The sequence below is a fragment of the Streptomyces graminilatus genome, assembly GCF_001418565.1.
GTDB classification, from domain to species: domain Bacteria; phylum Actinomycetota; class Actinomycetes; order Streptomycetales; family Streptomycetaceae; genus Streptomyces; species Streptomyces graminilatus.
The window spans coordinates 1-26362 of the sequence record NZ_LIQQ01000369.1 but is presented as its reverse complement, the minus strand read 5'-3'; the positions used below and the strand labels follow the sequence as shown (position 1 = coordinate 26362).

16 protein-coding genes and 1 pseudogene are annotated in these 26362 nt (G+C 71.4%); 7 read left to right on the top strand and 10 right to left on the bottom strand.

The features are described 5' to 3' along the window. Window positions 1–52: 52 nt before the first annotated feature. On the bottom strand, window positions 53–1732 hold the full coding sequence (locus AOK08_RS29150) for a PucR family transcriptional regulator (RefSeq protein ID WP_055531573.1): 1680 nt from the start codon (window positions 1730–1732) through the stop codon (window positions 53–55). Window positions 1733–2001: 269 nt separating this feature from the next. Between AOK08_RS29150 and AOK08_RS29145 the strand changes: the two genes are divergently transcribed. The 4 genes from AOK08_RS29145 to AOK08_RS29130 all read left to right on the top strand — a co-directional run bounded on the left by AOK08_RS29145 (window position 2002) and on the right by AOK08_RS29130 (window position 7319). Next, window positions 2002–2892: an FAD binding domain-containing protein gene (locus AOK08_RS29145; protein ID WP_055531571.1), complete on the top strand. Its 891-nt coding sequence runs from the start codon at window positions 2002–2004 to the stop codon at window positions 2890–2892. Further along, window positions 2892–3479 (top strand): (2Fe-2S)-binding protein, encoded by a 588-nt coding sequence (locus AOK08_RS29140; protein ID WP_055531569.1) that lies wholly within the window; start codon window positions 2892–2894, stop codon window positions 3477–3479. Before AOK08_RS29145 ends, AOK08_RS29140 begins: the two co-directional genes overlap by 1 nt. A 1-nt stretch (window position 3480) precedes the next feature. Next, complete coding sequence (locus tag AOK08_RS29135; RefSeq protein ID WP_055531568.1) at window positions 3481–5880, top strand: xanthine dehydrogenase family protein molybdopterin-binding subunit; 2400 nt, start codon at window positions 3481–3483, stop codon at window positions 5878–5880. Window positions 5881–6149: 269 nt separating this feature from the next. Further along, a complete protein-coding gene (locus AOK08_RS29130) occupies window positions 6150–7319 on the top strand; it encodes an XdhC family protein (protein WP_055531579.1) in 1170 nt (389 codons plus the stop codon). Window positions 7320–7388: 69 nt separating this feature from the next. Here the strand turns inward: AOK08_RS29130 and AOK08_RS29125 are convergent, their stop codons facing one another. Beyond that, window positions 7389–9656, bottom strand: a complete 2268-nt coding sequence (locus AOK08_RS29125; RefSeq protein ID WP_055531566.1) for an MMPL family transporter — start codon at window positions 9654–9656, stop codon at window positions 7389–7391. Between the two features lie 178 nt (window positions 9657–9834). Here AOK08_RS29125 and AOK08_RS29120 point away from each other — a divergent pair, with 178 nt between their 5' ends. Next, window positions 9835–10482: a TetR/AcrR family transcriptional regulator gene (locus AOK08_RS29120; RefSeq protein ID WP_055531564.1), complete on the top strand. Its 648-nt coding sequence runs from the start codon at window positions 9835–9837 to the stop codon at window positions 10480–10482. A 35-nt stretch (window positions 10483–10517) separates the two neighbouring features. Here AOK08_RS29120 and eccCb read toward each other — a convergent pair whose 3' ends face one another. The 3 genes from eccCb to AOK08_RS29105 are packed head-to-tail and all read right to left on the bottom strand — an operon-like array spanning window position 10518 to window position 15834. After that, window positions 10518–14849 (bottom strand): type VII secretion protein EccCb, encoded by a 4332-nt coding sequence (eccCb, locus tag AOK08_RS29115; RefSeq protein WP_055531562.1) that lies wholly within the window; start codon window positions 14847–14849, stop codon window positions 10518–10520. Next, window positions 14812–15336: a hypothetical protein gene (locus tag AOK08_RS29110; protein WP_055531560.1), complete on the bottom strand. Its 525-nt coding sequence runs from the start codon at window positions 15334–15336 to the stop codon at window positions 14812–14814. The genes eccCb and AOK08_RS29110 overlap by 38 nt, the downstream gene beginning before the upstream one ends. 57 nt (window positions 15337–15393) lie before the next feature. Beyond that, window positions 15394–15834, bottom strand: a complete 441-nt coding sequence (locus AOK08_RS29105) for an SRPBCC family protein (protein WP_055531558.1) — start codon at window positions 15832–15834, stop codon at window positions 15394–15396. Window positions 15835–16094: 260 nt separating this feature from the next. Here AOK08_RS29105 and AOK08_RS43760 point away from each other — a divergent pair. Beyond that, window positions 16095–16805 (top strand): annotated as a pseudogene (locus AOK08_RS43760) (L,D-transpeptidase family protein); the annotation flags it as partial. A gap of 79 nt (window positions 16806–16884) precedes the next feature. On the opposite strand, the gene AOK08_RS29095 reads toward AOK08_RS43760, so the two are convergent. Continuing rightward, the gene (locus AOK08_RS29095; protein WP_055531556.1) at window positions 16885–18081 is read right to left on the bottom strand and encodes a Dyp-type peroxidase; all 1197 of its coding nucleotides are present in this window, start codon (window positions 18079–18081) and stop codon (window positions 16885–16887) included. A gap of 66 nt (window positions 18082–18147) precedes the next feature. On the opposite strand from AOK08_RS29095, the gene AOK08_RS29090 reads away from it, so the two are divergent. Continuing rightward, complete coding sequence (locus AOK08_RS29090; RefSeq protein ID WP_241827131.1) at window positions 18148–19494, top strand: right-handed parallel beta-helix repeat-containing protein; 1347 nt, start codon at window positions 18148–18150, stop codon at window positions 19492–19494. 56 nt (window positions 19495–19550) lie between these two features. Here the strand turns inward: AOK08_RS29090 and AOK08_RS29085 are convergent, their stop codons facing one another. The 4 genes from AOK08_RS29085 to AOK08_RS29070 form a co-directional block, all read right to left on the bottom strand. Beyond that, complete coding sequence (locus AOK08_RS29085) at window positions 19551–20345, bottom strand: hypothetical protein (RefSeq protein WP_055531554.1); 795 nt, start codon at window positions 20343–20345, stop codon at window positions 19551–19553. A gap of 106 nt (window positions 20346–20451) precedes the next feature. Then, a complete protein-coding gene (locus AOK08_RS29080) occupies window positions 20452–23835 on the bottom strand; it encodes an SdrD B-like domain-containing protein (RefSeq protein ID WP_079054333.1) in 3384 nt (1127 codons plus the stop codon). Window positions 23836–24339: 504 nt separating this feature from the next. Continuing rightward, entirely contained in the window at window positions 24340–25029 is a 690-nt protein-coding gene (locus tag AOK08_RS29075; RefSeq protein ID WP_241827130.1) for a GAF and ANTAR domain-containing protein, read from the bottom strand. Window positions 25030–25106: 77 nt separating this feature from the next. Beyond that, window positions 25107–26000 carry an aminoglycoside phosphotransferase family protein gene (locus AOK08_RS29070; RefSeq protein WP_055531552.1) on the bottom strand — a complete coding sequence of 298 codons (894 nt, stop codon included), beginning with the start codon at window positions 25998–26000 and terminating at the stop codon, window positions 25107–25109. Window positions 26001–26362 lie beyond the last annotated feature (362 nt).

Below are 26362 nucleotides of genomic sequence, written 5' to 3'. Positions count from 1 at the left end.
CCGCACGCCTTCGCCCGCCCCCCGCCGGGGCCAAGGACTCGGGGCCCAGGGCTCAGCCCATCCGCAACGCCAGGAAGAAGTCCAGCTTGTCCTCCAGGCGCGACAGATCACGGCCCGTCAACTGCTCGATCCGCCCCACCCGGTACCGCAGCGTGTTGACGTGCAGATGCAGCCGCGCGGCGCACCGCGTCCACGAACCGTCGGACTCCAGGAACGCCTCCAGCGTCGGGATCAGCTCGGCCCGGTGGCGCCGGTCGTAGTCCCGCAGGGGGTCGAGGAGCCGGGCCGTGAAGGCGCGGCGGACGTCGTCCGGGACGAACGGAAGGAGCAGCACATGGGAGGCCAGTTCCTGGTGGCCCGCCGCGCACACCCGGCCGGGGCGCGCCCCGGCCACCCGGCGGGCGTGCCGCGCCTCCTCCAGCGCGCCGCGCAGCCCATCCGCCGAGTGCACGGCCGCGCTGACGCCGATCGTGAGCCGCCCGTCGTCGTCCAGACCCGCCGACAGCGGGTCCCGTACGGCGGTGAGCAGTTCCTCGGCCAGGATGCCCGCCTCCGAACCGTCGTGCTCCGAGGACACCGCGGGCAGCGGTACGAGAGCGACCGCCTCGTCCCCCATATGGGCCACGGCGATCCGGTCGGAGTGCTCCGGGCCCGTCAGCAGCGGGTCGACGAGGATCTCCTCCAGCAGCGCCTGGGCCACCGGACCGCCCGCCACCTCGCCGCCCGCCCAGTCCACGCACGCCACCACGACCTGCCAGTGCGGGGCCGCGCCGAGGCCGGGCAGCAGGACCGGTGCGGCGAGCCGCAGCCGGGCCGCGATCTCGACGGGCGCGGCACCCGTCTGCACCAGCTCCAGGATCTCCTGGGCGAGCCGGCGCCGCACCACGCGCTCCGCGTCGCGCCGGTCGCGTTCGACGGCGATCAACTGGGTGACACCCTGGAGCAGATCGAGCCGCTCGGCCGGCCAGTCCCCGGCGTCCGCCTCGACGGCGAGCAGCCACTCGGACAGCAGGGTCTCGCGTACGTCCCGTGAGCCGCCCGACGCGGGGGTGCGGCCGTCGCCGCGGATGGGGAAGAGGGAGTACGTCGTGCCGCCCACCGCCACCCGGTGGGGTCCGCGTCTGCCGGTGCGGGCCGCCCGCAGATGCTCCGCCGCCAGCGCCGCGCACACCTCGGGGGCCGGAGCGGGGCCGGACACCTTCGAACCCGCGATGAGCCGTCCGGCGGGGGACAGCACCCAGGCGCCCAGGTCGAGATCCGTGCCGAGCAGGTCAAGGACCACATCGGGGCCGCCGCCCGCCGGACCCGAGGTCATCATCCGCCGGTGCCGGTCCACGACCGCCGCCAGATCCCCGGCCCGCTCACCGGACACCTGCCGTACGACGTATTCGGTGATCGTCGCGAACGCCACCGACTCGTGCACCGCGAACAGTGGCAGCCGGTGCCGGGCACAGGCCGCGACCAGGTCGTCGGGGATGATCCCCAGCTCGGCCTCGCCACCGGCCAGGGCCGCGACCCCGGCCCCCGCCAGGAGCCGTACGAACGCCTCGGAGTCGCCCGGGTCCCGGCGCCAGGCCAGTCCCGTGAGCACCAGCTCGCCGCCCGAGAGGTAACGGCTCGGGTCCTTGAGGTCGGTGGTCATCACCCCGCGTACGGTGCGGTCCAGCTCGTCCTCGCCGCCGAGCAGCGTGAGGCCCAGCGCGTCCGTGTCCAGCAGTGCGCGCAGCCGCATTCTCGTCGCCGCCGTTCTGTTCGCCTGTTTGCGAGCCGCGCTTTTCCGCCTGCGCGGCGATCACTGTTTCCGGGGAAAATCGGAGAGGTTACCGATGTCCCCCTGTTCATACGAATCTACAAGACGATCCTCCTGGCCAGCCAACTCCTTCATGGTTTCCGTGACTGACTCCGGCGGAGCTCAGCGCGGTGTACTGGTCACATCCCCTGTGAACAGCGCATGAACGAGCCACTGGCGCCACTCACGAGTCGAAGAGGAAAGAGCCGGTCATGGACTTCCTTCGCCCCGCCAGCTGGGAGGAGGCGCTCGCCGCGAAGGCCGAGCACCCCACCGCTGTGCCGATCGCGGGCGGCACCGACGTGATGGTGGAGATCAACTTCGACCACCGCCGGCCCGAGTACCTGCTCGACCTGACCCGTATCGGAGATCTGTACGAGTGGGAGACGGGCGAGCGGAGCGTGCGGCTCGGCGCGTCCGTGCCCTACACCCGGATCATGGAGGATCTGCGCGGTGAGCTGCCGGGCCTGGCCCTCGCCTCCCACACGGTCGCCTCCCCGCAGATCCGCAACCGGGGCGGCGTCGGCGGCAACCTGGGCACCGCCTCCCCGGCCGGCGACGCCCACCCGGCGCTCCTGGCCGCGGGCGCGCAGGTCGAGGCCGAGTCCGTACGGGGCACCCGGCTGATCCCCATCGACGATTTCTACACCGGCGTGAAGCGCAACGCGCTCGCGCCCGACGAGCTGATCCGCGCCGTCCACATCGACAGGGCGGACGGCCCCCAGCAGTACTCCAAGGTCGGCACCCGCAACGCCATGGTCATCGCGGTCTGCGCCTTCGGCCTCGCGCTGCACCCGGAGTCCCGGACCGTCCGTACGGGTATCGGCTCGGCGGCGCCCACACCCGTCCGGGCCAAGGCCGCCGAGGAATTCCTGAACGCGGCGCTCGAAGAGGGCGGCTTCTGGGACAACGGGAAGATCATCACACCGTCGGTCGCCAAGCAGTTCGCCGATCTGTGCGCGGGCGCCTGCAACCCCATCGACGACGTCCGGGGCACCGCGAGCTACCGCCGCCACGCGGTCGGCGTGATGGCCCGCCGCACGCTGACGTGGACCTGGGAGTCGTACCGCGGCACCGCCACTCGCACGGAGGGAGTCGCGTAATGCGCGTCAATTTCACGGTCAACGGACGTCCGCAGGAAGCCGACGACGTGTGGGAGGGCGAGTCCCTGCTGTACGTCCTGCGCGAGCGGCTCGGCCTGCCGGGCTCCAAGAACGCCTGCGAACAGGGCGAGTGCGGGTCCTGCACCGTCCGCCTCGACGGCGTCCCGGTGTGCTCGTGTCTCGTCGCGGCGGGACAGGTGGAAGGGCGCGAGGTCGTCACCGTCGAAGGGCTCGCCGACCACGCCAAGCGGCGCACGGAGCAGGGCGGTTGCGGAACAGGCTCCTGCGGTACGTCACTTGACGCGGCCCAGCGCCGGCAGCCCCCGGGCGCCGCCGACTCCCACACCGGCGAGGGCACCGAACTGGCCCCCATCCAGCAGGCGTTCATCGACGCGGGCGCCGTCCAGTGCGGTTTCTGCACGCCCGGTCTGCTGGTCGCCGCCGACGACATGCTGGAGCGCAACCCCAACCCGACCGACGCGGACATCCGCGAGGCGCTGTCGGGCAACCTGTGCCGCTGCACGGGCTACGAGAAGATCATGGACGCGGTCCGGCTGGCGGCGGCCCGACAGGGAGAGGCGGTCTGACATGCCCGGCAGAAGTGCTCCCCTCGGGACCCCCACCAAGGTCACCCAGGGCTCGAAGACCAAGGGCGGCATCGGCGAGTCCACGCTCCGCCCCGACGGCACCCTCAAGGTCACCGGCGAGTTCGCGTACTCGTCGGACATGTGGCACGAGGACATGCTCTGGGGCCAGATCCTGCGCTCCACGACCGCCCACGCCGAGATCGTCTCCATCGACACCGCCGAGGCCCTCGCGCTGCCCGGTGTGTACGCCGTGATGACGTACGACGACCTGCCGACCGACGTACGGAACTACGGCCTGGAGATCCAGGACACCCCGGTCCTCGCCCACGGCAGGGTCCGCCACCACGGTGAACCCGTGGCCATCGTCGCCGCCGACCACCCGGAGACCGCCCGCCGTGCCGCCGCCAAGATCAAGGTCGAGTACCGCGACCTGCCGGTGATCACCGACGAGGCCTCCGCCACGGCCCCGGACGCGATCCTCATCCACGACAACCGCACCGATCGCCACAGCGGCCACGTCGACCACCCCAACATCGTCCACCGCCAGCCGATCGTCCGGGGAAACGTGGAAGCTGCCCGGGAGCGCGCCGACTTCGTCGTCACCGGCGAGTACACCTTCGGCATGCAGGACCAGGCGTTCCTGGGACCGGAGTCGGGCCTCGCGGTCCCCGCCGAGGACGGCGGCGTCGACCTCTACATCGCCACCCAGTGGCTGCACTCCGACCTGCGCCAGATCGCCCCCGTCCTCGGCCTGCCCGAGGACAAGGTCCGGATGACCATGTCGGGCGTCGGCGGCGCGTTCGGCGGGCGCGAGGACCTGTCGATGCAGATCCATGCCTGTTTGCTGGCGTTGCGCACCGGAAAGCCAGTCAAGATCGTTTACAACCGGTTCGAGTCCTTCTTCGGTCACGTCCACCGGCATCCCGCGAAGCTCACCTACGAGCACGGGGCCACCAAGGACGGCAAGCTGACCCACCTGAAGGCGCGGATCGTCCTCGACGGCGGCGCGTACGCCTCCACCTCGGCGGCGGTCGTCGGCAACGCGGCCTCGCTCGGCGCCGGCCCGTATGCCATCGACGACGTCGACATCGACTGCGTCGCCCTCTACACCAACAACCCGCCCTGCGGCGCGATGCGCGGCTTCGGCGCGGTCCAGGCCTGCTTCGCCTATGAGGCGCAGATGGACAAGCTCGCCGACGCGGTGGGCATGGACCGGGTCGAGTTCCGCCGCCTCAACGCCATGGAACAGGGCACCCTCCTGCCGACCGGCCAGGCCGTCGACTCCCCGGCGCCGGTCGCCGAACTCCTGCGCCGCGTCAAGGCGATGCCGTTGCCGCCGGAGCGGCAGTGGCTGACGGCGGGCGAAGCGGCCGACGTACGCCAGTTGCCGGGCGGCCTGTCCAACACCACCCACGGCGAGGGCGTCGTCCGGGGCATCGGCTACGCGGTCGGCATCAAGAACGTCGGCTTCTCGGAAGGCTTCGACGACTACTCAACCGCCCGTGTCCGCATGGAGGTTGTCGGCGGCGAGCCGGTGGCCACGGTCCACACGGCGATGGCCGAGGTCGGCCAGGGCGGGGTCACCGTCCACGCCCAGATCGCCCGCACCGAGCTGGGCGTCGCCCAGGTGACGATCCAGCCGGCCGACACCCAGGTGGGCTCCGCCGGTTCGACCTCGGCCTCCCGGCAGACGTACGTCACGGGTGGCGCCGTCAAGAACTCCTGCGAGCTGGTCCGGGAGAAGGTGCTGGAGCTGGGGCGCCGCAAGTTCGGCTCCTACCACCCGGCTTGGGCCACGGCCGAGCTGCTCCTGGAGGGCGGCAAGGTCGTCACGGACGCCGGAGAGGTCCTCGCCGACCTGGTGGACGTGCTGGGGGACGAGTCCGTCGAGGTCGAGGCGGAGTGGCGGCACCGGCCGACCGAACCCTTCGATCTGCGCACCGGCCAGGGCTTCGGACACGTCCAGTACTCGTTCGCCGCGCACCGGGCGGTCGTCGAGGTCGACACCGAACTGGGCCTGGTGAAGGTCATCGAACTGGCCTGCGCACAGGATGTCGGCAAGGCGCTCAACCCGCTGTCGATCGTCGGCCAGATCCAGGGCGGCACGACCCAGGGGCTCGGGATCGCGGTGATGGAGGAGATCGTCGTCGACCCGAAGACGGCCAAGGTGCGCAATCCGTCGTTCACGGATTATCTGATCCCGACCATCCTCGACACCCCGACGATCCCGGTCGATGTCCTCGAACTCGCCGACGATCACGCTCCGTACGGGTTGCGGGGGGTCGGGGAGGCGCCGACCTTGTCCTCGACTCCGGCCGTCCTGGCGGCGATCCGGAACGCGACGGGCCTGGAGCTGGCGAAGACGCCGGTGCGGCCTGAGCATTTGACGGGGACGGGGTAGGTCGGTGCGTTGTCGGGTGCGGGTCCGGTGGGGGCTGGTCGCGCGGTTCCCCGCGCCCCTAAAAACCCCGGCCCTGCGGGCCTGAAAGGCGTGGGGCGCAGCCCCAGCCTTTCAGGGGCGCGGGGAACTGCGCGAGAAGCCCCACCGGACCCGCACCCGACAACGAACCCCACAAGATATTGCGGGCCCGCACAGGCATCCTCTTCCTCTGTTTCGCACTCAATCCCATTGAGGACTGGGGACCGTTGGCCGTAGGCAAGGAGACCGAGATGCTGGACATCGCCGAAGAACTGCACCGGTGGGTCGAGCAGGGACGTGACTTCGCCGTGGCCACCGTGGTGGCCGTCAGCGGCAGTGGCCCCCGCCAGCCCGGTGCCGCCCTCGCGGTGGACGCCGACGGCACGGCGATCGGGTCGGTCTCCGGCGGCTGTGTGGAGGGCGCGGTGTACGAGCTGTGCCAACAGGCCCTGGCGGACGGCGAGTCGGTCCTCGAACGGTTCGGCTACAGCGACGACGACGCCTTCGCCGTGGGCCTGACCTGCGGCGGCGTCATCGACATCCTGGTGACGCCGGTACGGGCGACGGCGCCGGTCCGTGCGGTGTTCGCCTCCGCCCTGGCCGCCGCCGCGCGCGGGGAGGCGGCCGCCGTCGCGCGGATCGTCTCCGGGCCGGGCGAACTGCTGGGCCGCGCCCTGCTGGTGGGCGGGGACGGTCCGGACGGCTCCTACGAGGGCGGCTTCGGCGCCCACCCCGAGCTGGACCGCACGGTCGCCGCCGAGGCGCGCGCCTTTCTCGACGCGGGCCGCACCGGCACCCTGGAGATCGGAGAGCGGGGCTCTCGCTGCGGAGCACCGATCTCGGTTCTGGTCGAGTCGTCGGTGCCGCCGCCCCGCATGATCGTGTTCGGCGCGATCGACTTCGCGTCGGCACTGGTCCGTATCGGCAAGTTCCTCGGCTACCACGTGACGGTGTGCGACGCCCGCCCCGTCTTCACGACGCCCGCCCGCTTTCCGGAGGCGGACGAGATCGTCGTCGAGTGGCCGCACCGGTACCTGGAACGAACGGCCGTGGACGCCCGTACGGTCCTGTGCGTCCTCACCCACGACGCCAAGTTCGACGTACCCCTGCTCCGGCTCGCGCTGCGGCTGCCGGTGGCGTACGTCGGCGCGATGGGCTCCCGCCGGACCCACCTGGACCGCAACGAGCGGCTGCGCGAAGTCGGCGTCACCGAGCTGGAGCTGGCGCGGCTCAGGTCACCGATCGGCCTTGACCTCGGGGCCCGTACGCCCGAGGAGACCGCGTTGTCCATCGCGTCGGAGATCGTCGCCAACCGGCGTGGCGGGAGCGGGGTTTCGCTGACCGGGGCGCACACGCCGATCCACCATGACGTCACCTCGGCGTCGTCCGTACCGGTGGGGCGGATCGGCTCGGTGGCCTGAGCCGGTCGCGAGGCCGTGAGGTTCGCGGCCGGCCCTGTGACTTCAGGATCTTGTCGGCCTTGTCACTGGCTAGCCGGAGACCTCCACCCTGTCGACGGTGATCTCCTTTTCCTCCTCCGAGGCGTCCGACGACACGGTCCCGGCGGCCGGGGCGGAGGCCCGACGCGGCGCCGACTCCCCCTCGCTCAGCCCGAACCGTTCATGGAACCTCCGCAGCGGGGCCGGGGCCCACCAGGTGGCCCGGCCGGTGATCCGCATGACGGCCGGGACCAGCAGGCCGCGCACGATCATGGCGTCCATCAGTACGGCGAGGGCGAGGCCCAGGCCGAGCATCTTGGTGTTCGTCACCCGTGAGGTGCCGATGGCGATCATCACGACGGCCAGGATGACGGCGGCGGCGGTGATGAGGCCGCCGGTGCGCCGGAGACCGAAGCGGACGGCGCCCGTGTGGTCGCCCGTGTAGTCGTACTCCTCCTTGATACGGGAGAGCAGGAAGACGCCGTAGTCCATGGAGAGGCCGAACGCCACGCAGAACATCAGGACCGGGAGGGTCGTCTCCACGGTGCCTGAGCTGGTGAAGCCGAGCAGGCCGGAGAGGTGCCCGTCCTGGAACACCCACACCATCGCGCCGAACATCGCGGTCAGACTGAGCGCGTTGAGCAGGACCGCCTGGAACGGGATCAGCACACTGCCGGTGAGCAGGAAGACCAGCACGAGGGTGACCACGGCGATGAAGGTGAGGGCCCAGGGCAGACCGTCGGCTATCGCCGCCTTGGTGTCGACCAGGACCGCGCCCGTACCCGTCACCGACGTCCTGAACGGGGCGTCGGTCGCCCGGATGCCGTGGACCAGGGTCTGCGCGGCCTCGTCGACCGCGTCGCCCTTCGGCTGGACGGCGAAGTAGGCGGCGTCGCCGTTCGTCACGGGGCCGTCCACCCGGAGCACGTCGGGCAGAGCGGCGATCCGGTCCCGGTACGCGGCGTACTGGGTCTGGGTTGCCGTGCCCTCGGTGAGGATCTCCAGACCGCCTCCGGGGGTGCCCGGGAAGTCGTCCCGGATGTGCTCCTGGACGACACGGGACTCGGCGGACGAGGGGAGCTGGCGGTCGTCGGCCGTGCCGAACTTCACGCCGAAGAAGGGCAGGCCCAGGAGGATCAGGAAGGCGGTGGTGGCGATGGCGAAGACGGGCGCCCGGCGCATGACCAGGGTTGCCGCCCGGTCCCAGGCGGCGCCCTCCTTTTTCGCGGGCGAGGTCAGCGCGGCCTCGGCGCCCCGGCGCTTGAACAGTTTGCGCAGGTCCAGGGCGTTCACCCGGTCTCCCAGCAGCACCAGGGCCGCCGGGAGCACGATCAGGGCGGCGGCCGCGGCGAGCAGGACCACCGCGATGCCCGCGTAGGCGAAGGACTTCAGGAAGTACTGCGGGAAGACCATCATCGCGGCCAGTGAGACGGCGACGGTGAGGGCCGAGAAGAGGACCGTGCGGCCTGCGGTGCGCAGGGTGGTGGACACGGCGGCCAGGGGATCGGCGCCGGTGGCCAGTTCCTCCCGGAAGCGGCGCACGATGAACAGGGCGTAGTCGATCGCCAGGCCGAGACCCAGGGCCGTGGTGAGGTTCAGCGCGAAGATCGAGACGTCGGTGAGCTCCGTGAGGCCCCGCAGGATCGCGTTGGTGCCGAGGATGGCGACCACGCCCACGAGGAGCGGCAGCAGGGCGGCGACCGCGCTGCCGAAGGCCATCACCAGCAGGACGAGGGTCACCGGCAGGGCGATGATCTCGGCCCGCAGCAGGTCCTCCTGGATGATGGTCTCCATCTCGTGGCGCACGGCGAGGCCGCCGCCGACCCTGACCTCGACCGGGCCGTGCGTGCCGCGCAGCAGGGGTGCGATACGGTCCAGCGTCGCGTTCATCGCGGTCTCGTCGCCGGTCAGGCGGGCCGCTATCAGCGCTTCCCGGCCGTCCTCGGCGCGGAGGGCGGGAGCGTGGGTCCGCCAGTAGGAGCCGACGCCCGTGACACCCTTCTCGGCGTCGAGCCGTTCGGCCAGGCGCTTCGCCTCGGCGGCGACAGCCGGGTCGTCGACGGAGGCGTCGCCCGCGTCGACCAGCAGCAGCAGGTTCGGCTGGGAGTCGGGGAACTCGCGCTGCAACGCCTTGGTCGCATACGTGGAATCGGCGTTCGGGTCCTCCCAGCCACCGCTGCCCAGACGGCCGGCGACATCGCTGCCCGCGACGACCGCGAGGGCGGTGATCAGCAGGGCCACCAGCAGGGAGAGCCGGGGGCGCGCGGTCACCAGTCTGGTCCAGCGTCCCGCTCGGGCGGGCCTGTCGACTTCGGTCATGGTGCGGTGTCCCCTTCGATCTGGTCCATCTGATCCGTCTGGTCCGTGCTGTGCGCAGCCGGACAGGCGGGCGCGCCAAGCCATAGACTGGAAAACACGAGACGTCGCTCGCGTTTTCTAAGAATGCGAGCGACCACTCGTGTTTGTCAATCAGGTCCGAGAAACTGGGGACAACCGCATGCCCACCAGCCAGGAGCAGCCGCGCCGACGCCAGTCCCGCGGCGAGCGCCGCATCGCCCAACTGCTCGAAGCCGCGGCCACGGTGTTCACGTCGACCGGGTACACGGCCGCGAGCACCAACGCCATCGCCCGTGAGGCCGGCGTCTCACCGGGCACGCTGTACCAGTTCTTCCCGAACAAGGAGGCGATCGCGATCGAGCTGGGCGGGCGCCTGGTGGCCGAGTATCAGGCGGCGTACGGCGAGGCGCTCGCGCCGGTCGATCCCGCGATTCCGCTGGAGATGGTCGTGAACGCGATCGTCGACCAGTTCATCGACTTCAACTGCCGTCGCCCGGTGTTCTTCGCCCTCATGCACGGCCCGGACGTCCCGGGCCGGATCGCCGAGGAGCACGACGTGCTGCACAAGACCGTGATCGATCGTATCCAGGGCCTGCTCTCACCGTTCCTGACCGACCTGCCCGCAGAGGAGATCACCCGCGTCGCACAGGTCTGCATGGCCGTGTACATGGCGGGCCTGGAGCTGATCCTCGCCAGAGAGGGAGCCGACCGCGAGGCGTACGTCCAGGAGCTGAAGAACGTCCTGCTCCGCTACCTCGATCCCCTGGTGGGCGACCGGCTCGGCGGCACCCCGGAGCAAGGTCCCTGAACCCGTCCTCACCGGCTTCGCGGTCTGGGCGTCGGCTACTCGGACTCCGGTCGCAGATAGCCGAGTTGGACTCCCCGGGGAGATCTGCGGGTCACCAGGGTGCCGCGTCCGGGTGGCTGGTGGGCCGGTTTGACGGTACCCAGCAGGAAGCCCTCGTTCGGGTCGCCCGAGAGTATGAGCCCCTGCGCGCCCAGCTCCTTCAGCCGTGTCACGAAGGGCTCGTACTGGGCTCGGGAGGCTCCGGCCGAACTGCGCGCCAGCACGACACGCAGGCCCAGATCACGGGCGAACGGGAGGAACGACAGGAACGGGGTGAGCGGATTGCCGCTGCTGGTGGCGACCAGGTCGTAGTCGTCGACCAGCAGAAACACCTCCGGGCCCTCGTACCAGGCCCGGCCCCGGAACTCCTCGGCCGTCGCGTCGGGACCGGGGAACCGGTCGTCCAGGTAGTGAGACACCTGCTCGACGACTTCGGGCACCGACGGGCCCGACGCGCAGTAACCCGCCAGGTATTCCTCGGGTACCTCGCCGAGCAGTGAACGCCGGTAGTCGACGACGAGCAGTTGGGCCTCGTCGGGCGAGTACCGGGCGCGGAGCTGCCGTACCAGCAGGCGCAGGAACGAACTCTTGCCCGACTCGGACTCGCCGTAGACGACGAGGAAGGGGTCGTTGTAGAAGTCGAGGAACACCGGGTTGAGGCTGGCGTCGTCGATGCCGATGGGGATGCCCCGGCCGGGGGACTCGCCGGGGCCGGGCAGTTCCTCGGCGGTGACCAGGTCCGGCATGGTCCGTACCGGGGGAGCCGTCGGGCCCGACCAGTTGTCGCGCACGTGTGCGACCAGCCGGACGATCGCCTCGCCGCTGGGCAGGCCATCTGCGCCGCCGTCCAGTGCCGGCAGGGCGGTCAGGAAGTGCTGTCCGCCGCGGGACAGACCACTGCCGGGGACGCCCAGCGGGACGTATCGGGCCTCCCGCCGGTCGATCTCGGATTCCGATGCGTCACCGAGGCGCAGCTCGATCCTGCTGAGCAGACGGTCGCGCATCGCCGGCCGGACCTCGCTGTAACGGGCGGCGCTGATCAGCAGATGCACGCCGTAGTTCAGGCCGCGCAGGGCGATGTCGTTGACGACCGGTTCGAGCGCCTCGAAGTCCGACCGGAAGGTCGCCCAGCCGTCGATGACGAGGAAGATGTCCGCCGTGTTCTGGTCCGGCCACTCACCGCCCTTGTGTCCCTGGCGGAAGCGGGCCATCGAGTCGATCCGATGGACGCGGAAGAACTCCTCGCGTTCCTCCAGCACTCGCGCCACCTGGGCGACCGTACGCCGGACCCGGTCCGTGGCCAGCCGGGAGGAGACCCCGCCCACATGGGGCAGCCCGGCCAGCGGATCCAGCTTTCCGCCGCCGAAGTCAAGACAGTAGAACTGCTGCGCGTCGGAGGGCCCGTGGGTGAGGGCGAGCGAGGCGATGAGCGTGGTGATCGCCGTCGACTTGCCGGACTGCGGTCCGCCGACGACGAGCACGTGTCCCTCGGTCCCGGAGAGATCCAGGGCGAGCACACCCCTCCGGTGGTGGAACGGCTCGTCGACCACCGCGAAAGGGACACTCTCCAGAGGCTTGAACGGCCGTGCGGGCGAGCCGCCTCTCGGCCTGGCCCGCCTGCTCCCCCCTTTCTCCGGCAGCAGCGACTCCAGCGAGGGTGACACGTCCAGTGGCGGCAGCCAGATCCGGTGCGCACCCGGTTCGGTGCCCGCCAACTGGCCGACGACGACGTCCACCAGCGGGGCGGACCGGCCGGCCACGTCCACGCTCGGCAGCGCGGCGGACACGTAGGACGCCTTGAAACGGATCAGTACGTCCGTGGTGTCGGCCTTGAGGAACCCGGCGCCCGGGTCGGGCGGCAGATGGTAGGCGTCGGGATAGCCGAGCACCGCACGGGAATCGGAGGCCGAGAAGGTGCGCAGCCCGATGCGGTACGACAGGTAGCTCTCCAGTCCGCGCATCCGGCTTTCGTCCACCCGCTGTGAGGCCAGCAGCAGATGCACGCCCAGGGCCCGGCCGACCCGGCCGATCTGGGTGAACAGGTCGAGGAGTTCGGGCTCGGCACCCAGGAGTTCGGAGAACTCGTCGATCACCACGACCAGCGTCGGCAGAGGGTCGAGATCGCTCCGGTCGGCGCGCACCCTCTCGTACTCGTAAACGCTCGGCACACCGCCCGCGTTGCGCAACAGCGTCTGGCGGCGGTCCAGTTCACCGCTGATCGCCTCACGCAGCCGCCCCACGAGCAGCGGATCGCCCTCCAAGCCGGAGATGATCCCGGAGACGTGGGGCAGGCCCGCGAGCGGCGCGAACGTCGCGCTGCCCTTGAAGTCGGCCAGCAGGAAGGCCACTTCGCGAGCGGAATGACGAACAGCCAGCCCCAGGACGATCGAACGCAGCAGCTCCGACTTGCCGGAGCCGGTCGCGCCCACGCACAGACCGTGCGGACCCATCCCGTGGTGCGCGCTCTCCTTGAGGTCGAGCAGCACCGGCTGGCCGTCCTCGCCGACCCCGATCGGCACCCGCAGCCGCTCCTCGAACGATGCCCGGGTGCGCAGGACCGACAGATTCGGCGACGCCGGGTTCTCGACGCCCAACAGACCGGTGATGACGGCTCCTTGGCGACCGCTGGAGAACTTGACCAGGGCACCGGTGTCCTCCCGGGCCCGCAGCGCCTTCCACCCCGCCCGCACCCGCTCCGCCGTCTGCGTCAGGGACTCCAGGGCCGCCACCGGTCCTGTCCCGTCGTCGAAGCGCGGTACCGCGACCCGGAAACGCCGCCGCCGGGACAGGGCCCAGCCGACCGCGACCCCCGACGCCAGCGCGGCATCGAAGAAGGACTCCTGCGGGTCGTCCAGGGCGAGTTCGAGCCGGGTGCCGAGCAGCCCCAGCAGATCCGTGCCGAAGTCGCTCCAGCGGCGGGCGGTCACCAGCAGATGGACGCCGTAGTTCAGCCCGGTGTTGGCCAGCCGGTGAACCGTGTCCTCGAATCCCGGGACCTCCAGGGTGAAATCGAGCCAGCCGTCGATGACGAGGAAGACGTCGCTCGCCGCCCCCTCCTCGATACGGCCCGTGGTGCGCAGCGCGCGGAACGCCTCGATGGAGTCGATGTCGAGATCGCGGAACAGGGTGCGCCGGGTGGAGACGACCGCCTTCACCGCCGTGAGGGCGCCCTCGACCGCGCTGTGCTCGTGCGGCGCCGCGAACGTCCGTACGTGCGGCAGCGAGCGCAGCACGCCGAGCCGGTTGACCGCCCCCTCCAGCAGGTAGAACTCCGCCTCGTGCGGGGTGTGGGTCAGCGCCAGGGACATGATCATGGAGCGCAGCAGGGTGGTCTTGCCGCTGCCCAGCTTGCCGACGACCGCCGCGTTGCCCTCCCGGCTGGAGAAGTCGACGCAGAAGGGGTCACTGCCGGAGCCGTTCTCCAGCCGGCCCACAGGCACCAGCAGCCGGGACGCGCCCTCCCACGCGTCGCACACGAAACCCCGGTCGACGGTCTCCACGGGCGGCGGCAGCAGTGAGCCGAGGCGCAGTTCGTCGGCCATCGCGGCCCGGGTTGCGGGTCCGGCGGACGCGTCGACCCAGGGCGCATAGGCGAGGGCGACATTTCCCTCGCACTGGCCCGACTTGGTCGGCGTCTGCTCGGGCCCCGCCTGGTTGACCACCGTGTCGTGGACGTACGTGTACAGCTCCTCCGGGGTGATCACCCCGTCCCGGTTCCGGTCGGCGAGGCCGGTGCTCAGCCCCTCGATCACGGCCGCCGTGAAGCGCGGTGCCGTCAGCCTGTTGTCGACGGTGAGCTGTTCGCCCTCGTACGCGTACTCCAGGGCCGTCGACGCCGTGATGACGAACGTGCCGCGCCCGCCGAGCGCCGCCTCGATGTCCACGGGCGCCGGGGACATGGGGGAGCCCCGGTGGAAGAGCCCGCTGTAACAGCAGTCCAGCAGCACGATCTTGGTGCGGGCCTCGCACTCGTCGAGCAGGTGGTGCAGGAACACGGCCGGGATCGCGGTGGTGTGCGGACGCTTCAACTGCGTGCTGAGCGCGGCGAAGAAAAGCCGGTCGGCGTCGTTGCGGATGCCGTGACAGGCGAAGTAGAGCAGGACGAGATCGTCGGGGTCGCGGTCGCTGAGCACTTCCTCGACGGCGGCCTCGATCTCTTCCTTCGGCCGGTTCGGCAGTTCCTGTACGAAGTCGAAGCGGCCGATCGCCGGGTCGCTCAGCAGCGCCTTCAGCTCGGCGGCGCCCCGGGCGGGCGCCCTGAGCCGGTGGAGCCCGGGATCCTGGTACCCGTCAGTCGCGACGAGCAGTGCGATCCGGCGTCCCGCCACCGCCAACTCCCGGATCGCCGTTGATGTTTCCGCCGGTCGCGGCGGCGCTGCCCGGGTCGGAGGTGCTGGGGTCGGCCGCGCCGCCCGCGACCGCCACCGCGGCCGTCCCCGCCGCGATCCGTGCCGTCACCGCCTCGACCAGCGCCTGCTGGTCCTTCGCGGACAGGGCCTCGAACGACCCCTGGTGGCCGTCGATCTCCCACTCCACCGACCGCGCCTTCGAGCGCTGCACGAAGGCGACGACGACATTGCTCACGGCCTTGATCGCGGCGGCGGAGAAGGCCCCGCTGACCACCAGCACCGCGAGATCGTGCCCCACCCCGGCCATCGACCCCTCGGGCGCGGCGACGGTACCCCGCTCGACCCGGAGCAGTCCGAGCGTGCGCAGATCGCCGTACAGACGGCGGACCTGACGGTCCGTCTGCTCCGCGGTGGCGCCCGGACCCGAGTCGATCCGCAGCTCCAGCCGCACGTTCTCCTCGTGCACGCTCTCCCCTTCCCCCGACCGGCCGTACCGCCGGCACGAAGCCGATCGTAACGTCCGTCACCCCATCCTCAGCAGCCGGTTGACCGCCCGCCCGAACACGTACCGCGCCGCCCCCGCCAGCGGCCGGTCGAACAGGGACGGCAGCAGGGGCACGCGCAACTCCTCGCGCCAGACCACCCGCGAGCGGCCCCCCGGGCCCGGAAGCACCTCGATCTCCGCCCGGCCGAGGACCACCCGGCCGCGTTTCTCCAGACGGCACAGACCCGGGGAGTCCCCGGCCGGAGGCCGCCAGACGGTGACCTCCATACGGTCGTCGAAGGCGAGCGGGCCGAGCCCCGAGCGGGCGACGAAGACGGTGCCCTCGCGGGTCGGCGGGGCCGTGAGCACGGTGACACGGGTGAGGGGGACCACGGAGCCGTGCCGGGGCCACTCGGTGAGCCGGGCCCAGGCCTCGTCGAGGGGCAGCGGCACCGTACGTTCGATGGAGAAGTCGACCACGGCACGATGGTAGGGAACCGAAGGGCCGCCGGGGCGTGTCCGCGGCCCTGAACGCCCGGTAGAGGTACGGGGTGCTCCGCGCCCCCGTAGGGGCGCGGGGAACTGCGCGACCAGCCCCCACCGGGCCCGCACGTGGCGATGCCCGCAGATCCGGCTGAGGGGGTGACAGGACCCGGCGGCGGTGGACGGCTCGCGCACCCGCTCGGGCTAGTTCGACCGGCTGTGTCCCGCCGAAGTGGCTTATCTCTGGGGAAGGACGCATGCCGGCCCGCCGAGGAGGCGCTGTGGGGAGTTCCCGAGTGACGAGGTCGGCGGTGGCCGTGGGGTTGCTCCTGGGGGTGCTGGTGCCGACGGGAGTCGCCACCGCCGTCGACGCGTCCACGCCCGAGGAATGCACCGCCGGTACCGGTCCCTACCAGCAGGAGCTGGAGGAGCATCTGAAGCTGGCCGTGGACGGTCGGCAGACGCCCGCCGACTGCGAGGCGATCCGCACCTTCCAGAGCGCCAACGGCGTACTGCCCGCCGACGGTTACGCGGGCCTCGTCACCTACCGCACGATGCTCGTCGTCGAGGCCCGCGCCAACCCGAACGCCGCCGGGAGGTGCCCGGTCCGCTCCTTCCGCGTCGCCTGTGTCGACCTGACCAGGCAACTGATGTGGGTGCAGACCGGGAACCGGGTCGTGTACGCGCCCGTGCCCATCCGCTCGGGGCGCGACGGCTACGAGACCCGCACCGGGGCGTTCACCGTCTACTGGCGCGACCTCGACCACTACTCCGACGTGTACGACAACGCGCCCATGCCCTACTCCCAGTTCTTCAGCGAGGGCCAGGCCTTCCACGGCACCCCCGGCGACCTGTTCACCGGCGGGTCACACGGCTGCGTCAATCTGCGCCTCGGCGACGCCCGGCGGCTGTGGAACACCCTCGCCGAGGACGACGCCGTGTACGTATGGGGCGTAAAGCCGGGTACGGAACGGAAGTTGAGGCCCCGGCCGACCGAGGTAGAGGTAGAGGCCGAGGCCGATGGCGTGGACGTGGACGCCGGCGTGGTCACGCCAGCAGACGTGCCCCCAGGTTCTCGCCCGGAAGAGCACCCGGAAGGACGTACCCCACCGCCGAACCCCGGTGCTCGATGAAGCGGCTCAGGTCGTCCGTCGCCGCCATCCGGTGCTGGACGCGCGCGAACAGCGCCGGATCCCGCATGAAGGCGAGGAACAGCAGGCCCCGGTCGTCCGGCCCGGTGTCGTAGCTGTAGCCCCTGCGCAGCATCCGCGCGCCCGAGTCCAGCCGGGGACTGGCAGCCCGTACATGCGCCCCCAGCGGGATGATGTACCGGCCCTGCGGGGTCTTCGCGAAGATGTCCACGTCGTCGTGCTCGTGCCGCCGCCCCAGCGGCGCCCCGCTCTCCCGGTGCCGCCCGATGACACGCTCCTGCTGGTTCGTCCCGAGTCGCTTGAACCCGGCCACGTCGATGTGGACGCGCCGTACGACGAGGATCGTGGCGTCGTCGGACCACACCCATCGCTCGCACTCCTCGGGCGTCGGGTTCTCCGTGCCGTCCTTGAAGCCGAGCAGGTTGCGCGGTGTCTGCCCGGCCGGGGTCGGCGGCAGGAACCCGGTCTGCCGCCAGCGCGGGCGCAGCGTGTCGCCCGCCAGCCGGGTCAGCGCGCTCGCGGCGGCCGTCGTGAGACGCGGGTCGTCGGCGCAGAGCTGGAGCAGCAGATCGCCGCCGCCGTACGCGGGGTCGAGCCGGTCGTCGGGGAACGGCGGCAGCTCGCGCAGCGCGGGCGGCGCGGCGACACACAGGACTTTGGGGAGCCGGGGACCGACCGCCACGGTCGCGGTGAGCCGGGACCTCCCGGCGCTCCCGAGCCGCTTGATCTCCGTGGCCTGCGCGGCGGCCGGGGGCGCGAGTTCACCGTCCAGGACCTCCGCCAGCGCCCGCGTCCAGCGCTCGAACACCTTCCGCAGGGCACGCACCCCGCCCGCTCCCCGTACCGCCGGGGCGAGGTCGTACGCGACGACGAGAGCCGCGGTCTGCTGAGGGGTCGTCACGCCGGACTGGCGCGGGCCCCGGAAACGGAACGCCGGCGGGCCCGCCGCAGCGGAGGGACGGGAGCGCGTGCCGTCGGCACACGCGGAGGCGGTCGCGGCGACGGCGCCGAGGATCGCGGCGCGGGTCAGGACGTCCCGGCGGGCGGGGGCCGACGCGCCGTCGGGCGTGGGAAAAGCGTCATGTGCTGTCATAGCAGTGAAAGGGACGATACATCTGCGATCGTGTCAAACATCCTCTCTACGCGAATCGGGCGAAACGTGTCCGGGCGAACCGCCGTCCGGGGCCTGCTCGCCACCGTCTGCCTCCTCCTCATCGGCGCCACCGCCTGCACGGGTTCCGCGCCCCCGGGCTCCGCCGGAGCCGCGCCGGCCTCGGTGATCCGGGTGCCGCAGGACACCAGGTCCCTCCAGCAGGCGGTCGACCGGGTCGGCGAGGGCGGTCTCGTCCTGGTGTCACCCGGCGTCTACCGGGAGAGCGTGACCGTGCGGAAGGCGCGGGTCGTGCTGCGGGGCCTCGACCGCTCCCGGGTGGTCGTCGACGGGGAGTTCGAGCGCGCCAACGGCATCACCGTCACCGGCGCGGGCTCCGTCGTGGAGAACCTGACCGTCCGCAACCACCTCGCCAACGGCGTCCTGTTCACCGGCGTGACCGACCAGTCGGCCCTACGGGCGGGACGGGCGGGCGGCTCGGCGTACGACCCCCTGGACACCGTCAAGTTCCCCCCGCTGAAGGGCTTCAGGGCGTCCTACGTCACCGCGTACGACAACGCGCTGTACGGCATCTACGCCTTCGACGCCCGCAGCGGCATCATCGAGCGCTCCTACGCCTCCGGACACGCCGACTCCGGGATCTACGTCGGCCAGTGCCGCCCCTGCGACACGGTCGTCCGGCACAACACCGTCGAGCACAACGCGGTGGGCCTGGAGGTCACCAACGCCTCCGAACGGCTCTATCTGCTGGGCAACCGGGCGAGCCGCAACCGGGTCGGCCTGACCCTCAACTCCAACGACCTGGAGGCGCTCGGCCCGCAGCACGGCGCCGTCGTCGCGGGCAACACGCTCACCGACAACAACGACGCCGCGAGCCCCGAGCAGGCCGACGGCGGCTTCGGCATCGGCGTCGGGGCGGGCGGCGGGCGCGCCAACGTCATCGAGCGCAACCTGATCAGCGGCAACAGGTCGGCCGGGGTGCTGCTGAGCGACGTACAGGGCTACCCGTCGCGTGCCAACACCGTGCGCGCCAACCGGGTCACCGCCAACGGCACCGACCTGGTCCTGGCCACCGGCACCCCGGCCGGCAACTGCTTCACGGGCAACGGGGAGACGCGCACAAGCCCGGCACACCTCCCCCGCGAAACAAGCTGCGGGAAGGGAACGGGGGCTGCGGCGCGGGCGGAACAGGACACCGGCCTGGTCCGGGCCCCCATGGGCCACCCGACCCCGGTCCAGGCGCCGCCGGGTCTCTCCTTCCAGGACGTCCCGGCACCACCACACCAGCATTCGATGCCGGGCGCCGCGACGACCCCGCCCCACCCGGCGGTAGGCCTACCGGGCAAGGTAACCCCGGCCAACTTCCAGCTACCGGGCGCGAAGAGCGCCCTTTAGGGGCGCGGGGAACTGCGCGACCAGCCACAACGAACCCGCACCCGCCACACAAACCCTCACCGCTCCCCCCATGGCGCGCCCGGAAAGGCAACCCCCCGCACCTGACCCCCACCCAGATCCAAACTGATCCCCTGCCCTCGCCCGAGATCCACCCGCACCCGCCGCAAATCCCCTTTATCCCCAACCCAGTACGACAGCGGGGAGCGGTCACCGCGAGGACCGGCCGGGGCCACCGACGCGTTCGGCCGGGGCCGAGGCCCCGAAAAGACGTCGTACCGCCGCCCGTCCAAGCGCTCGTCCCGCAACCTCAACGGCCCGGCCTGCGCCAGCAGTTGCGCATTGTCGGGCCGGTCCGCCCCCAACGACAGCGCCAGCTTCAAGGCGGTGTCGAGCGGCGCGGCCCCGAACGGACGCCGCGTCCACGCGGACGCCTTCACCCGCCCCGCCGCGCGCAGCGCATCCGCGGGCGCGGCGGGGGACCCGTCGGCGACAGCCAACCCGCTCCGGTCCCAGGCGAGCAGCCCGCCGTCCGGACGTCCGGCGCCGGTCACGTCGTACCATCCGACACCCCGGTGCCGGCGATGGTCGACGACGGCGCGCACCACGGCCGTGCCGTCGCCCGACGCCGCGTGGACGGTGATCTCCGAGGGGCTGATCCGGTACGTGCGGAAGCGGGCCAGGGCCAGGCGCTGGGCCTCGTCGGCGGAGAGGGGCCGGGGGCCGGAACCACCGCCGCCGGTGAGAAGGACACCAATGCACGCCCCCGCTGCGAGGACGCCCGCCGTCCACCAGACCCGGCGTGCCGTACCCGTGCGCCTCTTCCCGTTCGTACCGCTCCTGATGCGTCGCATGGGACGTCTCTACATGCGGGCGGGCCGCGTACCGGTCGACACCGGTACGCGGCCCGCCCCGCGTCACCCTCCCGGGTGCGCGGCCGTCACCCCACTGGGCAGGGCGTCAGCACTTCTTGCCCTTGCAGGGCTCACCCCGCTTGTTGGCGATCTTCACGATCAGCCCTTCGGCGCCCGTGCCGTTGGCCAGGGTCAGCCGGTAGGGGCCGAAGACCGGGTTGTCCGGCAGGACATAGCCCTCGGGGACGTCCTTCTCCACGAGGTAGTACGTGCCGATGCGGACGCCGTCGAAGTAGCACTCGCCCGTCCGGCCGGTGACACAGTCGCCGACCATCCGGTCCTTGCCCGCGCCGGTCCGCTGGAGGCCGGACTTGCCGTTGCTGTCGGACCACAGTTGGAAGACCGCGCCGTGCAACGCCTTGCCGGTCTTCTTGTCGGTCTTGACGACGGTCAGCCCCAACTCCTTGACCAGGCCCGCGTCGAGGGTGAGGTCCTGGCGGTTGCCGGGGCCGAGGGTGACGACCGGGGAGCACCCGGTGGCCGGGCCGACAACCGAGTCGTCGCCCGCCCTGCCCGCGTCCTGCCGGGTCCACAGGTAGCCGCTCGGACCGCGGAAGCAGACCTTGTAGCGCCCGTCGGGCAGGTCCGCGAACAGGTACTTCCCGGACGCGTCCGTCTTGGTGGTCCTGATGACGTCACCGGTGGCGGGGGCGATCAGCTCGACCGGAACGTCCTTCGCGCCGGGCTCGCCCGGGTCCTGGATGCCGTTGCCGTTGGTGTCGTACCAGACGATGTCGCCCAGCCTGTTGAGCTCGACGAGGCCCGCGTCGAGGGTGAGGTCCTGGCGGTTGCCGGGGCCGAGGGTGACGACCGGGGAACAGCCGGTGGCCGTGTCGGCGACCGAGTCGTCGCCGTCCGCGCCCGCGTTCCGCCTGGTCCAGGCGTAGCCGGCCGGCTTCACGAAGCAGACCTTGTAGGAGCCGTCGGCCAGCTCGTCGAAGAGGTACTTGCCGGAGGCGTCGGTCTTCGTCGTCTTCAGCAGATCGCCGTCGCCGTTGTACAGGTTGACGGTGACACCCGGCGCGGGCGGCTCGCCCCGGTCCTGGATGCCGTTGCCGTCGGGGTCGTACCAGACGTAGTCGCCCAGCTTGTTGACCGGACCGACCAGACCCGCGTCGATCGTGTGGTCGACGTAGCCGGGATCGCCCACGTCGACCGTGGTCCGGCCCGCCGGGTCGACGTTCGAGTCGAGCGCGCGGTCGGAACCGGCGCCCTGCTGCGTCCACTTGACCTCGGAGAGCGTCGGGGAACCGGGCAGCGTCGAGGGGTTGATCCCGCTGTAGTCGAAGGTGGCCGCGTACGACGTGTTCGGCGTCAGGCCGTCCTTCGTGCCCAGGTAGTACTCGCCGTTCGCGTCGGTCGTGGCGGTCAGCTCACGGCCGTCCGTCGACGTCAGCCTGACGACGACACCCGCGACGGGCGGCTCGGACGGGTCCTGGACGCCGTTGCCGTTCGAGTCGTACCAGACCCGGTTGCCGATCTGGACGGGCGCCTGGTCGCAGACGAGTTCCAGGTCGGCGAGGCCGTTGGCCTTGCCGAACAGGTTCTGGAGGACGGCGGTCGGGCTGCCCCAGGTCGTCTGGACGATGAAGTTGCCCTCACGCTCGCCGCTGTCCGCGGTCCAGCGGCGGACGCCCTGCTCGTAGGCGTTGTACGGGTCGTAGACCGTGCTGAACAGCTTGTCGCGGTACGGCTGGAGCGCCAGGCCGCCTTCACCGATCTGGTCGTGGACCGCGTCGCCGAGGGTCGTGGAGTCGTTGTAGAACTCGCCGCCGCCCGGGCCCTCGCCGTTGCCCGCCAGATTGCCGGTCAGCGCGCCGCAGGAGCCGTTGTTCTCCAGCGTGTACGTCGTCCCCGACTTGCAGGCGCGCAGTACGTCACCGGCGGCGATGCCGGTGACCAGCGGCTCCGCCGTGCTGTTGTACGCGTAGGTGGCGGAGCCCGTCATGTCGCCGAAGCGGTCGCGGTAGCCCAGCACCAGGTCGCCGTTGTCGGCGATCTCGATGTTGGACAGGATCGGCTGCGGCGCGGAGATGAAGTTGTGCTCCTCGTGGCCCGGGACCCGCTCGTTCCAGGCCTCCCACTCGCCGCTCATGACCTGGCCGACCGTGGAGGGCTTGGTGCAGCGGTAGTTGGCGCCCGGCTGACCGGTGAACCGGTAGGCGCAGCCGCGCGGGTAGTTCAGCGCGTGCGTGAAGATCTCGCTGAACGCGCCGCCCTTGAACTCGTAGACGTGCGCGCTCAGTTGCCCCGGGTCGCCCCACTTGAGGTCCGAGGTGACGGTCGTCTCCGCGCCGCACACCCCGCCGACCAGTACGCGCTTGCCGCGCACCCCGATGCCGTACGGGTGCCACTGGCCGACGCAGGCCTGCGGCCTCGGGATGTCGTACGCCGACTGGCTGCCGGGCCTGGCGGAGTCGCCGGAGCCCAGGATGCCCACGCTGTACAGCTTGGAGTCGTTGAGGTTGACCGCGTACAGCGTCCGCCCGTCACCGGAGACGTCGACATCGCCGATGCCCTCGCGGCCGACCCTGCCGTAGACGGCGTCGTCGTGCAGCCAGTTGCCGGTGGTGTCGTGCGCGGTGAGCGTGCCGGGCAGCGTGACGAAGGTGTCGACGCTTTTGGCGGTGCCGAACTGGCGGTAGATCGTGTTGGTGTTGCCCGCCGGGCCGTACGCGGTGTGCCGCTTGACCAGTGTGCCCAGGTACTTGTTGCCGGTGCGGTCCACCCCGATGCCGAACACGGCCTGCTGCTTGGTGTTGTCGGTGAGCTGGGTGCTGCTCCCGCCGTAACTGTTGTTGAAGTCCCCGCCGAGGGACACCAGCCCCTTGTAGGTGCCGGGGGCGTCGCCCTTGGCGAGGTTGCAGGTGACCAGGCTCGGGTTCTCCTGGCAGTAGACGCCGGGCTCCCAGAAACCGGTGGTGTACGTGACGTTCGTACCGCCCGAGACATCGACGAAGCCGGTGTTGCTCCGGATGACGTCGGCGCCCGAGCCGAGGCCCGCGACGGCGGGGGAGAGGTTGTCCGGGTCGGGGTTGGTGACCTGGACGCGGTACCTGCCGCCGGTCAGCTCGGCCGTGGCCGCGAACGTGGCGGTGCCGTCGCTCCCGGTCGTCGCGGTCCGGATCTGGCCGGCGTCGTCCGTCAGGGTGACCTTGACCCCGGCGAGGCCAGGCTCCAGCACGCTGTCGTACGCGCCGTTCGCGTTCACCTCGGTGACGACCCGCACGGTCAGGGTGCCGTCGCTGGTGGCGGCGGCCCGCGTGGTCGCGGCGAGCGGGCCGAGCCCGGTGGCCGCGACAGCCGGTGAACCGGTCGCGACCAGCGCGAGACTCAGGCCGGTCAGACCGGCCAGCCGTCTGCGCCGTCCCGGCGGAGCGCCGTGCAGGCGCCGACGCGAGGCGGCGGTGCCTGGCTCTGCTCTGAACACTGTTTCCTCGTCTCGTGGAGGGAACACCTCTATCGAGCTATGTATGGGATCCGTGAAGAAGATCGAATCGACCCGTTAGGAGGAAATGGGTGATTATCCGACCGGTCGGCGATCCCGGCATGCGCTCTGGAGTGGGTCTCGCTGAAAGGAGATGGCGGAATGCGGCCGGAGACCGACCGATCCGCATGCGCTGACTTCGAGCGGACCGGTTCACCGAGATGGCGGCGCGGCCTCGATTTCCGCGGTCTCACCAGCCTGGGCGTCGTCTCGCTCCGACGGGCGGAGCCGCGGGTGCGTGACCGCTCGGGACGATGTCCTGTCCCAGGGTCCGGGCCCGCCCGGGGCTCCGCCCCCGCTTTCACTGTCCGGCCGGGAATCCGGGTGTGTGGAACGGATGGGACGGGGGACTTGGTCCGCAGGTCGGGTTCGGCGTTCCCATGGGGCCGGACCAGGCTCAGGTTCCTCTGGTTCGGACATGGTGCCGGGGGAGCCGCCTGCCCGGACTCAGAGCCGGCCGCCCTGCTCGCAGACCCGCCGGGCCACCTCACGCAACTTGATGTTGTTCTGCTGCGAGTAGCGGCGCAGTACGTCGAAGGCCTGCTCCTCGGTGAGGTGGTGGCGGCCCATGAGGACGCCCATCGCCTCGCCGATGACATGGCGGGTGGCGAGGGCCTGTTCCATCTGGGCACGCGTGCGGGCACCGGCGACGGCCACCGCCGCATGGGAGGTCAGCAGCCACCCGGCCCGCTCACCGGCCTCGGTGAAGGCGCCGGGCCTGCGGGAGTAGAGGTTCAGCGTGCCAGGGTCCCTCATGTCGCTGAACAGCAGGAAGCCCATCATGCTGCCCACCCCGAGCGCCTCGGCCCGCGAGGTGTAGGCGGGCCAGCGTGACCGCTCGGCGGTGACATCGGCGATGCGGTAGACCCGCTCTCCCCGGGAGGCGCGGGCCGCGTCGAAGCACGGCCCTTCCCGCAGGCGCTCCTGCAACTGGTCGCTGTCGACGACCAACTGGTCGGTCGGGGCGAGCGTCTCCACCTGGTCGCTCCGCAGTACCAGGATGCCGGACGCGTCGCAGCCCTCCACCAGCTCGGTGGCCGACTTGGTGATCCGCTGGAGTGTGGCGCCGACCGATTCCTGCGCCAGGAGATCCCGCGCCATCGACGCCATCTGCTGTGCGAAGCGACCCCAGTCCACGGCGCGCCCTCCGTCTCCCGTCCGGTCGGGACAGACCACATACCCAGTTTTCCACCCCCGCCTCAGGACGGCGTCTTCTACGCGGAGGTGCCGAGGATCTCCCGGATGACATGCCGGGCGTTCGCCGAGATCACCGGGTTGGTCGTCCGGTAGTACGGGAGCTGGATCACCGCCATGGACAGCGCCCAGCCCCGGCCACGGGCCCACGTCGCGTCGTCCACGTCCACCGCCTCGCGGTACACCTGCCGTGCCGGGGCGGGCAGCAGGTTCCAGGCCGGGACGAGGTCCGTGGCCGGTTCGCCCATGCCCACCGTGCCGAAGTCGATGACCGCCGAGACGCGGTCGCCCGTGAGCAGCAGATTGCCCGGCATGAGATCGGAGTGCGTCCAGCAGGGCGGGCCCGTCCACCGGGGTACCGCGAGCGCCTCCTCCCAGGCCGCGGTGATCTCGTCCGCGTCGAAGGGTTCGTCGGTACGGCGCAGCGCCTGGATCGCTTCCCGCGTCTCGCGGTCCTCGGAGATCAGGGGTGCGCCCCGGTGTGCCGGTGAACCGCCGGGGAGGTCGATCCCGCGGAAGGCGACGGCGAACGCCGCGAGGTCCCGGGCCACCAGCTCGGGCTCCGCCAGATCGCCCTCGACCGGGTTGCGGCCGTCGATCCACCGGTGCACGGCCCAGGGCATGGGGTATCCCTCGCCCGGGACGCCGGTCGCCACCACCTCCGGGACCGGCAGCGGCAGCAGCGGCGCCAGCCGGGGGAGCAGCCACGCCTCCCTGGCGATGTCACCGGCGCCCGCGGGACGCAGCGGCAGCCGGACGGTCAGCTCCTCGCCGAGCCGGTGGATCGCGTTGACCGTGCCCCCGGAGGCGAGCCGGGTGACCGGCAGGTCCGCCCACTGCGGGAACTGGGCGCGCAACAGCCGCCGCACCAGATCCGCGTCGATCTCCACCTCGTCCGCGTGCAACCTGCCCATGTACCCACTCGATCTCTCGGTCTGTCCCCCGGTCCGCGCCGATGGGCATCGTATGTTCCGATCATGCGCATGCAGGGGCGTTCCGCAGCGCTCCGCCGGGTCCGGATGCGGCCGGGCTGAGCGCGGAGCAGGCTGTACGGGTCGAACGGCACTCGTCCCGGGCCCGGACAGGCACGTTCTCGCATTCTCCGGATCCGGCGGGAATCGCGGACCGAAACTGTCCGCAACCGGAGCTAGCGTGCGGAACATGAGGAACACGGCGAAGCAGCACGCGGCTGAGCAGGACACGGCCAGGACCACCTCGGCGACCGGGCGGAACGCGCTGAGGCGGACCTCGGCGACCAGGCGCGGTACAGCGAGGG

Coding starts and splice junctions, on each gene's coding strand:
- AOK08_RS29150 (WP_055531573.1), bottom strand. CDS start 1,732: ATGCGGCTGCGCGCACTGCTGGACACGGACGCGCTGGGCCTCACGCTG.
- AOK08_RS29145 (WP_055531571.1), top strand. CDS start 2,002: ATGGACTTCCTTCGCCCCGCCAGCTGGGAGGAGGCGCTCGCCGCGAAG.
- AOK08_RS29140 (WP_055531569.1), top strand. CDS start 2,892: ATGCGCGTCAATTTCACGGTCAACGGACGTCCGCAGGAAGCCGACGAC.
- AOK08_RS29135 (WP_055531568.1), top strand. CDS start 3,481: ATGCCCGGCAGAAGTGCTCCCCTCGGGACCCCCACCAAGGTCACCCAG.
- AOK08_RS29130 (WP_055531579.1), top strand. CDS start 6,150: ATGCTGGACATCGCCGAAGAACTGCACCGGTGGGTCGAGCAGGGACGT.
- AOK08_RS29125 (WP_055531566.1), bottom strand. CDS start 9,656: ATGACCGAAGTCGACAGGCCCGCCCGAGCGGGACGCTGGACCAGACTG.
- AOK08_RS29120 (WP_055531564.1), top strand. CDS start 9,835: ATGCCCACCAGCCAGGAGCAGCCGCGCCGACGCCAGTCCCGCGGCGAG.
- AOK08_RS29095 (WP_055531556.1), bottom strand. CDS start 18,081: ATGACAGCACATGACGCTTTTCCCACGCCCGACGGCGCGTCGGCCCCC.
- AOK08_RS29085 (WP_055531554.1), bottom strand. CDS start 20,345: ATGCGACGCATCAGGAGCGGTACGAACGGGAAGAGGCGCACGGGTACG.
- AOK08_RS29070 (WP_055531552.1), bottom strand. CDS start 26,000: ATGGGCAGGTTGCACGCGGACGAGGTGGAGATCGACGCGGATCTGGTG.